The organism is Streptomyces albidus (ex Kaewkla and Franco 2022), assembly GCF_013870515.1.
Taxonomy (GTDB): Bacteria; Actinomycetota; Actinomycetes; order Streptomycetales; family Streptomycetaceae; genus Streptomyces; species Streptomyces albidus.
In genome coordinates this window covers 1-8,906 of record NZ_JACBXA010000241.1, presented here as the reverse complement: position 1 = coordinate 8,906, position 8,906 = coordinate 1, and the positions used below count along the sequence as shown (strand labels likewise).

At 69.2% G+C, this 8,906-nt stretch carries 9 protein-coding genes and 1 pseudogene; 6 read left to right on the top strand and 4 right to left on the bottom strand.

Translation table 11 applies throughout. From position 1 onward, the window contains the following. A pseudogene (locus tag H5J26_RS25160) lies at positions 1-544 on the top strand (hypothetical protein); the annotation flags it as partial. Positions 545-684: 140 nt separating this feature from the next. Continuing rightward, on the top strand, positions 685-1,470 hold the full coding sequence (locus H5J26_RS25155) for a ferritin-like domain-containing protein (RefSeq protein ID WP_181768252.1): 786 nt from the start codon (positions 685-687) through the stop codon (positions 1,468-1,470). Between the two features lie 10 nt (positions 1,471-1,480). Here the strand turns inward: H5J26_RS25155 and H5J26_RS25150 are convergent, their stop codons facing one another. From H5J26_RS25150 to H5J26_RS25135, 4 genes are read right to left on the bottom strand one after another with little or no spacing between them, the layout of a single operon-like run. Further along, entirely contained in the window at positions 1,481-2,296 is an 816-nt protein-coding gene (locus tag H5J26_RS25150) for an ABC transporter permease (RefSeq protein ID WP_181768251.1), read from the bottom strand. A gap of 34 nt (positions 2,297-2,330) precedes the next feature. Further along, positions 2,331-3,215 carry an ABC transporter permease gene (locus H5J26_RS25145; protein ID WP_181768250.1) on the bottom strand — a complete coding sequence of 295 codons (885 nt, stop codon included), beginning with the start codon at positions 3,213-3,215 and terminating at the stop codon, positions 2,331-2,333. Positions 3,216-3,221: 6 nt separating this feature from the next. After that, the gene (locus H5J26_RS25140) at positions 3,222-4,418 is read right to left on the bottom strand and encodes an ABC transporter substrate-binding protein (RefSeq protein ID WP_181768249.1); all 1,197 of its coding nucleotides are present in this window, start codon (positions 4,416-4,418) and stop codon (positions 3,222-3,224) included. Positions 4,419-4,470: 52 nt separating this feature from the next. Further along, complete coding sequence (locus H5J26_RS25135; protein WP_181768248.1) at positions 4,471-5,508, bottom strand: ABC transporter ATP-binding protein; 1,038 nt, start codon at positions 5,506-5,508, stop codon at positions 4,471-4,473. A gap of 128 nt (positions 5,509-5,636) precedes the next feature. Between H5J26_RS25135 and H5J26_RS25130 the strand changes: the two genes are divergently transcribed. From H5J26_RS25130 to H5J26_RS25115, 4 genes are all read left to right on the top strand, one after another. Continuing rightward, a complete protein-coding gene (locus H5J26_RS25130; RefSeq protein ID WP_328514954.1) occupies positions 5,637-6,464 on the top strand; it encodes a FadR/GntR family transcriptional regulator in 828 nt (275 codons plus the stop codon). Continuing rightward, positions 6,418-7,227 carry a cache domain-containing protein gene (locus H5J26_RS25125; protein WP_210771745.1) on the top strand — a complete coding sequence of 270 codons (810 nt, stop codon included), beginning with the start codon at positions 6,418-6,420 and terminating at the stop codon, positions 7,225-7,227. Before H5J26_RS25130 ends, H5J26_RS25125 begins: the two co-directional genes overlap by 47 nt. Before the next feature lie 104 nt (positions 7,228-7,331). Continuing rightward, positions 7,332-8,498: a winged helix DNA-binding domain-containing protein gene (locus H5J26_RS25120; RefSeq protein WP_181768246.1), complete on the top strand. Its 1,167-nt coding sequence runs from the start codon at positions 7,332-7,334 to the stop codon at positions 8,496-8,498. A 102-nt stretch (positions 8,499-8,600) separates the two neighbouring features. Next, on the top strand, positions 8,601-8,906 hold a 306-nt coding region (locus tag H5J26_RS25115), incomplete at its 3' end, for an ArsR/SmtB family transcription factor (RefSeq protein WP_181768245.1).

Sequence of the window (8,906 nt, the reverse complement as noted above, 5' to 3'; positions counted from 1 at the left end):
AGCGACCGCGCTCACCTGCACCGAGCGGGCCCCCCAGGTGTGCATGAGCCGCGTCCACGCCCTGTACCTGCCCGAGTTCTCCGCTGCCGTGTCGGGAGTGACGAGCAAGCTCCGCCGCATCCCGAACGCCCCGGAACGCCTCGTGGAGGTGCCGACCGAATACGCCGGCCGCGAGCCCTACTTCAGACGTCCCGTCACCACCGCTCATGTCCCCGGAAGGGACGAATCCGTCCTGTCGGACGCGCCCGCCGTCAACTACAGGCAGAACCTCGACGCGTACACGAGGGATGCCGCGTTCAACGCCGCGGTCTACGGCTGCGTGAAGCGGCCGCACGTTTTCGAGTCGCCGGTGCCGAAGAGGTACAGCGACGCCGTGGCCACGTGGCTGGCACCCTCCGCGGAGCCCTCGTTCGCCCTGGAGCGTTCCGCCGCGACCGTACTGGCGCGCATCAAGGCGATGCCCGAGCACGGGCGCACCGCATGGCTCGGCGACTACTTCGCCGCCGTACGCGACTGCCGCCCCGAACGGATCGAGGCACCGTGACGGGCGGCGAACGCCGTGCTCACCGGCCCTGGGCCGCCCGAATCTCCTTCGTTTGGCAGAGGGAAGGGGCGCTGCTGTTGCCGGTTCCGTTCCGTCCCCTTTGACTCGTTCATGCGGACGTCCGTACGGAGGTGGCATCGATGCTCTCGTCCCGAAGCCTGTTCAGAGAGATTCTGGACAACGACCGGTCCTTCCAGCTCTTCTGCTCCATCGCCGCCAGCGGCGAGGCGCAGGGCGGCTGGGAGAACGCCCGGATCGCGGCCCTGGTGCCCGAGAGCATGCGGGAACTGGCCCCCAAGATCACCAGGCACGGCACCGACGAGGACAAGCACGGCCGGATCTTCAACGCCCTGCTGAAGAAGCGGGGCCTGGAACCGGTCGAGGTCCCTCTCGAGACCGACTACACGATGCTGCTGGAGCGGCGCGGCATCGGGCTCATGCATGAGCGGCTCCGCGGGGACGAACCGCTGACCGAGGAGGACGTCGTCGTCTATCTGGCGCACAGCCGGGTCACCGAGGAGCGTGCGGCCGCGCAGATGGCGATGCTCCTCAACTGCTGTGCCGACGACCCCGAGATCGGCAAGGCCATCAGAATGATCAGCCAGGACGAGGACAACCATCTCGCCTACTGCCACGAGGAGTTGCTGCGGCTGGCCGCAAAGGGCCACGCCCGGAGCATCCGCCACCATCTGCGGGAGTCCGCGCTGGCCGAGATCGTCGTGCACCGTCAGGTGAGCCTCGCCGTGATGGCCCACATGGGGCAGATCCTGCGCTGGCCCGCCCCCAAGTCCGCCGCTCTCGCCGCCGGCATCCACGGGATGTACGCGTACGAGCGGCTCGGCGGCTGGCGCCGCAACGCGAACCTGGCGATGCCGGAGATCCGCGACGCCCTCGGCGGGCATGCGAGCGTGGCCCCCGCGCTGTGACCGCTCCGGCTCAGATCCGGCTGCCCGATGCCGTGTCGGACGACAGCCGCTGCGCGAGATAGATGGGGATGACCGAGAGCAGCACGAGAACTGCGGCCACGACGTTGACGACCGGGGCCTGCTGAGGCCGCGCCATGTTGGAGAAGATCCAGATGGGGAGGGTCTGGGTGTCGGGGCCGGCCGTGAAGGTGGTCACGATGATCTCGTCGAAGGAGAGAGCGAAGGCGAGCAGTCCGCCCGCGACGAGCGCCGAGCGCACCAGCGGGAAGGTGATGTCGACGAAGGCGCGGAAGGTGTTCGCCCCCAGGTCCATCGCGGCCTCCTCGTAGCTGCCGGGCATCCGGCGGAGCCGGGCGATCACGTTGTTGTAGACGACCACGACGCAGAAGGTCGCGTGGCCGACGACGACCGTGAACAGTCCGAGACCGACGCCGAAGGGCTCGAGCACCGTGCGGAAGGCGGTGTTGAGCGCCACGCCCGTGACGATGCCGGGCAGGGCGATCGGCAGTACGACCACGAAGGAGAGCGCTTCACGGCCGAAGAACTTGAAGCGCTGGATCGCGAAGGCGATGAGCGTCCCGAGGACGAGCGCGGCGGCGGTCGCGCCGACCCCGGCCTTGAGCGAGGTGACCAGCGCGTGCCGGGCGCCCGCGCTTCCCCAGGCGTCGGCCCACCAGTGGAAGGTGATCCCCGGCGGCGGCCATCCCGAACTGCGGTCGGGATTGAGGGAGTTGATGAGGACGAGGAACAGCGGGACGTAGATGACCGCGAAGCCGAGCACGGCGGCGACGCGCAGCGTGATGCGTGCGGGGCGGGAGAGATTCATCGTCGTTGACCTTCGCTGTGCGTCTTCATGTCCGTCAGAGGCTGCTCAGGGCTCCGGTGCGACGCACCGCGAGCAGATAGAACACGATGATCACCACGGGCACGGTGCCGAGTGCCGCGGCCAGCGGCAGGTCCAGGGTGATGTTGGAGTAGATGAGGTTGCCTATCAGCTGGGTCTTTCCGCCGACGATCTGCACGGATATGTAGTCGCCGAGGCTGAGGGAGAAGGTGAAGACCGAGCCGGCCGCGATGGAGGGCAGGAGGACCGGCAGCACCACCGAGCGGAAGGTACGGCCGGTGCGCGCGCCGAGGTCGGAGGAGGCGTCCAGCAGGTTCTCCGGTATCTGCTCCAGTCCCGTGTGGATGGGGAGGATCATGTACGGGAGCCACAGATACGTCAGCACCAGGATGGTGGCGGTCAGCCCGTAGCCGGGCCCGTCCAGGCCGAGCGGCGAGAGCATCCACTCCAGCAGTCCGCCCTCGGCGAGGATGATGCGCCAGGCGTACGCCTTGACCAGGTAACTGGCCCACAGGGGCGTGAGGATCGCGACCACGAGCAGGGGCCGCCAGCGCGGTGCCGCGATCCGGGCGGTGAAGAAGGCGATGGGGAAGGCGATCACCGCACAGATGACGGTGACCGCGAGGGCGACGCCGACACTGCGCAGGGCCACCTCGCGGTAGACCTCGGCGGTCACGAGGGTCTTGAAGTTGTCCCCGGACCAGACCTTCACCACGTTCGAGGTGAAGGTGTCCGTGGTCCAGAACGCGGACATGAACAGCGCTGCCAGCGAGCCGAGATAGGCCAGTACGAGCCAGGTCAGCGGCGCGGACAGCAGCAGGGACAGCTGCAGCCGGGGGCGGCGGTGCAGGGTCCCGGCGAGCCGCCGGACGGATCCGGCGGCCGGCTCGGTCTTCGTCATCGGTGCCTAGTCCTTGATCTCGGTCCAGGCCTGGACCCACTTGGAGTACGGCACGCACTTGGCGTCCTTGCGGCCGTCCAGGCAGTTCGGGGTGGGCGTGGTCCAGTAGTGGACCTTCTTCCAGTAGGGCTCGTCGGCTGCGTGGAACGTCTTGCAGTGGTTCTTGTCGGCGGTCAGCTTGCAGGCCTTCTCGTTGGCCGGCGCCTCACCGAAGTACTCGGCGACCTGGGCGTTGGCCTCGGGCGAGACGATGTGGTTCAGCCACTTGTAGGCGCAGTTGGGGTGCTTGGCCTTCTTGGCGACCATCCACGTGTCGGACCAGCCGGTCGAACCCTCCTTGGGGAGCACCGCCTTGACCTTGGCGCCCTCGTCCTGCGCGCTGTTGAGGATGACCTGCCAGGACGTGCCGACCACCGAGTCGCCGCTCTTGAAGGCGGAGATCTCCTTGAGGTAGTCGCTCCAGTACTCGCCGATGTTGGCGTTCTGCTTCTTCAGCAGGTCGACTGCCGCGTCGAACTGCTTCTGGTCCAGCGAGTAGGGGTTCTTGATGCCGAGTGAGGGCTTGGTCTTCATCAGGTAGAGCGCGGCGTCCGCGATGTAGATCGGGGAGTCGTACGCGGTGACCTTGCCCTTGTACTTCGAGGCCTTGTCGAAGACCGCGGACCACGAGTCGGGGGCGGGCTTGACCTTCTCCGTGTTGTACATGAGGAGGTTGGCGCCGCGGCCGTGCGGGATGCCGTAGGAGACCCCGTCGACCGAGTTCCAGTCCTTGTTCTTCAGCCCCTTGAAGATGTCCTTGTAGTTGGACACCAGCTCGGTGTTGACGGGCTCGGCGTCGCCGGAGGCGATCAGCCGGAGCGACGCGTCTCCGGAGGCCGAAACGGCGTCGTACTGCCCGGACTTCATCAGGCTGACCATCTCGTCCGAGGAGGCCGCGGTCTTGGTGTTGACCTTGCAGCCCGTCTTCTTCTCGAACGGCGTGACCCAGTCGACCTTCGGGTCGTTGCTGCCGTCCTCGGCGTAGCCGGCCCAGGCGATGAGGTTCACGGAGTTCTCGGCCTTGCCGAGTTTCTTCTGTGCTTTGAGGTCCGGCGGGTCCACGGCGCCCGACTGCGAGGACGAGGAACCGGACGATCCGCAGGCGGTCGCGAGCAGCAGTACGCCTGCCGCTGCGACGGCCTTGAGGGAACGGGATATACGCACGGGGTGCTCCACGTGTAGAGGCGAGGGTGATCGTGGGGGGTTGGTCGTGCGGTCAACTCGGCTGGCTGATGGGGAAGTTGTGCCGGTGATGCCACTGGAGCCTGACCCGTGAGCCGCGGTAGGCCGCGACGTCCTCGGAGGAGGTCTCCAGGTTCTGCTGGACGGCTGTGAGCCGTCCGCCGGCGTCGAGGTCCACGAGGAAACGCGTCGCGTCCCCCAGGTAGACGACCTCGGCGACGGTGCCTGTGGCGGTGGAGTGCTCCGGCTCCGGATCGTCCGCCGCATCCTTGAGCACCCGGATCTTCTCCGGGCGGACGCTGAACGTCCCTGGCTTGCCCACGACTTGCTCGGCGGTCTCCCCCGCGAGCAGGTTGGAGGTCCCGACGAACCCTGCGACGAAGGGGGTCGCGGGGCGCTCGTATATCTCGGCGGGGGTGCCGGTCTGCTCCAGGCGTCCGTCCTGGAAGACGGCTATCCGGTCGCTCATCGTCAGCGCCTCGTCCTGGTCGTGGGTGACGAAGACGAAGGTGATGCCGACCTCGCGCTGAAGCTCCTTCAGCTCGATCTGCATCTGCTCGCGCAGCTTGAGGTCCAGGGCGCCCAGCGGCTCGTCCAGGAGGAGCACGCGAGGCCGGTTCACCAACGCCCGGGCCAGCGCGACACGTTGGCGCTGACCGCCGGAGAGCTGTGAGGGGCGGCGCTTGCCGAAGCTCTCGAGACGGACGCTCGCGAGAGCTTCCTCGGCACGGCGCAGGCGTTCGGCCTTGGGCGTCTTCCGCACCTTCATGCCGTAGGCGACGTTCTGCTCGACCGTCATGTGCGGGAAGAGGGCGTAGTCCTGAAAGACCGTGTGGACGTCGCGCTCGAAGGGCGCGAGCCGGGTGACGTCCTTGCCGGCGAGCTCGACGGTTCCGCTGGTGGGCGCTTCGAAGCCGGCGATCATCCGCAGCACCGTGGTCTTGCCCGACCCGGACGGTCCCAGCATCGAGAAGAACTCGCCGTCCGCGATGCTCAGGTCGATGCCTGCCACGGCTTCGGTCTTGCCGAAGACCTTGCGCAGACTCCGCAGCCGGATGGCTTTCCCCTCCATGGGCGGGAACCTTTCTGCTGCTGTGCTCGTTTGCCTGGGCGGTAAATATATGAAGTCATAGTTCAAGCTTCAAGACCGCTCCAGACCCTCTTCAGGTAAAGACTGAGCCAACTGACAAGGTGGTGGCCGTGGAGAGAGATCAAGACGGCGCCCGAAGAACCGTCTTCACCCCGATCGGCACCCAGGCCAGGGTCGACGCCGTGGTGCGCAGGCTCGGCGACGCCATCGAGCTCGGACTGCTGGCCGACGGCGAGCAGCTGCCCGGCGAGTCCGAACTCGCGGCCCAACTAGGCGTCTCCACAGTGACCTTGCGCGAGGCACTGATGGCACTGCGCCAGCGCGGCCTTGTCACCACACGCAGGGGGCGGGGCGGCGGCAGCTTCGTCGTGGTTCCCGAAGGCCCGGTCCTGGAAAGGCTGCTGGCCCACCTCGGCGGCTGGAGCCCGGAGGAGCTGCGCGATCTCGGCGACCACTGGAGCGCCGTCTCCGGTGCCGCCGCCAGGCTCGCCGCCCAGCGGACCGAACCGCAGGACCTGCACCAACTCCACCGGTCGCTCGACCAGTTGGCGGAAGCGGCCGACGGTCCGGCCCGCAGCCGCGTCCACGGCCGCTTCCACGTCGAGCTCGCGGCGGCCGCACAGTCGGCCCGGCTGACGCGCGAGGAGATCGGAATCCACTCCGAGATGGGGGCCCTGCTCTGCCTCGTACTCGGCGACGAAAAGCTCCACAAAGACGCGTGCGATCGTCATCGCGCCGTGATCTGTGCGGTGCAGGATGGCCTCGAAGAGCAAGCAAGAGCCCTTGCCGAGCAGAGCGTCGAGGTCTCCATGGGGCACTTGATCGAACTGCGTCTGGGCGCGCGCGGCCCCGCCGGCGGCCCGTCCGGTCCGCACACCGAGGAGGGCACCCATGGACAGCAGTCCACGTCCCGCAGGGGCCGGAACGCGCGTCCTTGACGGAGCGGCGCCCCGTACGGAGGCCGCTGCGGAAGCGGCAGACGTGGCCTCCGTCGTCCGTGACTCCCTCGAGTGCGTCTTCGACGCCGTGACCGAGATCCGTACGGAGACCGCGGCACTCCTCGGCTCGCTCTCCCCCGAGGACCAGCAGCCCGCGACGGCCGACCTCGCCTCGCTCCGCCCCGGACTGCACGCCCTTCTCGAGCGCCCGGGGTTGATCTCGGGTGCGGGGTTCGTGGCGGCACCCGGCCTGCTGGCCGACGCCCCGGCGTGGCTGGAGTGGTGGCAGAGGGGCGCGGGAGGCGACATACGCCCGCTGCTGCTCGACCTCGACCCGGAACACTCGGCGTACTCCGACTACACCCACTGGGAGTGGTTCGCCCTCGCCCGTGACACCGGGCGGCGCGCGGTCGCCGGACCGTACGTGGACTACCTGTGCTCCGACGAGTACAGCCTCACACTGTCCGTGCCGGTGACCGTCGAGGGCCGCTTCACCGGTGTGGCCGCGGCAGACGTGTACCTGCCGGACTTCGAGGCCGCGGTCATGCCGGCGCTGCAACGGCTCCCCGGCCCCGCATGTCTGGTCAACTCCCGTGGGCGCGTGGCCGTTTCGACCTACGCGAGCCACCTCGCGGGGTCGCTGTTCAAGGGTCCCGACTTCACGTCCGTACAGGCCGGGGACGCGGACGGGGCGGAGCACGACGGGCTGCGGCTGCGGCCGTGCGGGGACATCCCGCTCATCCTCGTGACCGCACCCGCGTAGCAGCACCGGCGGGGTCACCTGCCGGTCCGGCTCGGCGGGCGACACTGGAGTCCGGCGCGCCGCATCTCCGCGGACGCCGAGATGCCCGGGAGGCGACGAGACCCATGGACCACCACGTCCCGCGACTGACGTGGCCGGAGATCTCCGCGAGGCGTCTTGAGCGCAACTCCCTTGCCGCGCCGTCGGATTCGGCCGGCCCGGCCCAGATCGCGGGCGTCCTCTGCGGCGCGCACGCCCAGGTGCTCTCCGCCGCGGAACTCTCCCTCGGTACGCGGACGGCGACCGCCACCCGTGCCGATGTCCGCAGCGCCCTGTGGGACGAGCACAGACTCGTCAAGACGCACGGGCCGCGCGGCACCGTCCATCTCCTGTCCACGGCCGACCTCCCGATGTGGATCGGCGCGCGCGGAAGCCTGCCCCGCTCCCCCAGCCCGTTCCCCCGTGAGGTCCGGCTGACCGACGAGCAGACGGAGCAGGTCGTCGCCGCCGTCGGCGAGGTGCTCGAGGACGCGGAGCTGACCATCGACGAGCTGAGCGAAGCGGTCGTCGAGGCGACGGGTCCGTGGGCCGGGGACCTCGTCATGCCCGCCTTCCAGGGGATGTGGCCGCGCTGGCGGCAGGTCCACGCGCTCGCCTCACACCGCGGATTCCTCTGCTACGGCCCGAATCGGGGCCGCAAGGTCACCTACACCAGTCCGAGGCGCTTCCTGGACGGGCGGGCACCTCTGGACGGGCGTACGGCGCAGGAGCAACTGCTGGAGAGCTACCTGTACGCGTACGGGCCGGCGTCCGCGCAGAACTTCGGGCTGTGGCTGGGCGTGCCGCGCGCCTGGGCCGAGGAGCTCTTCCGCTCCATGGAGGGCAGGATCCAGCGCGTCGAGGTCGACGGGGAGGCGGCCTGGGTGACCGCCGGAGACGTTGAGGCGCCCTCGGAACCGCCTCGCGGAGTGCGACTGCTGCCGTACTTCGACGCGTACGTGATCGCCTGCCGGCCGCGTGAGCGGCTCTATCCGAGCGGAGCGCGGGAGCGTGCCCTCTCCCCCAGCGGGCAGGCGGGCAACTTCCCGGTGCTGCTGATCGACGGCGAGGTCGCTGGTGTCTGGCACCAGAAGCGGTCCGGGCGGAGGCTCCACATCACCGTGGAGCCTCTCGCACCGCTGAGCACCGCACGCCGCAAGGCGCTGGAGGCCGAGGTGGAGCGGGTCGGAGCGGTGCTGGAGGGCAGGCCCGAACTCACCGTCGGGAAGGTGACGGTCGGCGGGCACGCCTGACGTCCCTGACGGTGGAGGTCTCTGACCGGGGAGACTTCGACGGGTCTCGCGCGCCGTGACACTTCGGCGGGCGCCGAAGTGTCACGGGGGCATCATGGCCGTATGGACGGACCAGTGAGACTCCCGAATGTGGCCGGACGGGGCGGCGGTTCCGGGCAGACGCGGCAGTCCGGGCAGCAGCTCGCGGCGCTGGCAGGGCTGCTGGCCGACCGCACGCGCGCCTGCGTCTGCATGGCGCTGCTGGACGGACGCGCCTGGACTGCCGGCGAGCTGGCGCGTACAGCCGGAGTGACGGCGGCGACGGTGAGCGCGCACCTGGACAAGCTGGTGGCCGGGGGGCTCCTGACCGAGGTACGGCAGGGGCGGCACCGGTACGTGAAGATCGCCGGGCCGCAGGTCGCACAGCTC

Coding starts and splice junctions, on each gene's coding strand:
- H5J26_RS25155 (WP_181768252.1), top strand. CDS start 685: ATGCTCTCGTCCCGAAGCCTGTTCAGAGAGATTCTGGACAACGACCGG.
- H5J26_RS25150 (WP_181768251.1), bottom strand. CDS start 2,296: ATGAATCTCTCCCGCCCCGCACGCATCACGCTGCGCGTCGCCGCCGTG.
- H5J26_RS25145 (WP_181768250.1), bottom strand. CDS start 3,215: ATGACGAAGACCGAGCCGGCCGCCGGATCCGTCCGGCGGCTCGCCGGG.
- H5J26_RS25135 (WP_181768248.1), bottom strand. CDS start 5,508: ATGGAGGGGAAAGCCATCCGGCTGCGGAGTCTGCGCAAGGTCTTCGGC.
- H5J26_RS25125 (WP_210771745.1), top strand. CDS start 6,418: ATGGACAGCAGTCCACGTCCCGCAGGGGCCGGAACGCGCGTCCTTGAC.
- H5J26_RS25120 (WP_181768246.1), top strand. CDS start 7,332: ATGGACCACCACGTCCCGCGACTGACGTGGCCGGAGATCTCCGCGAGG.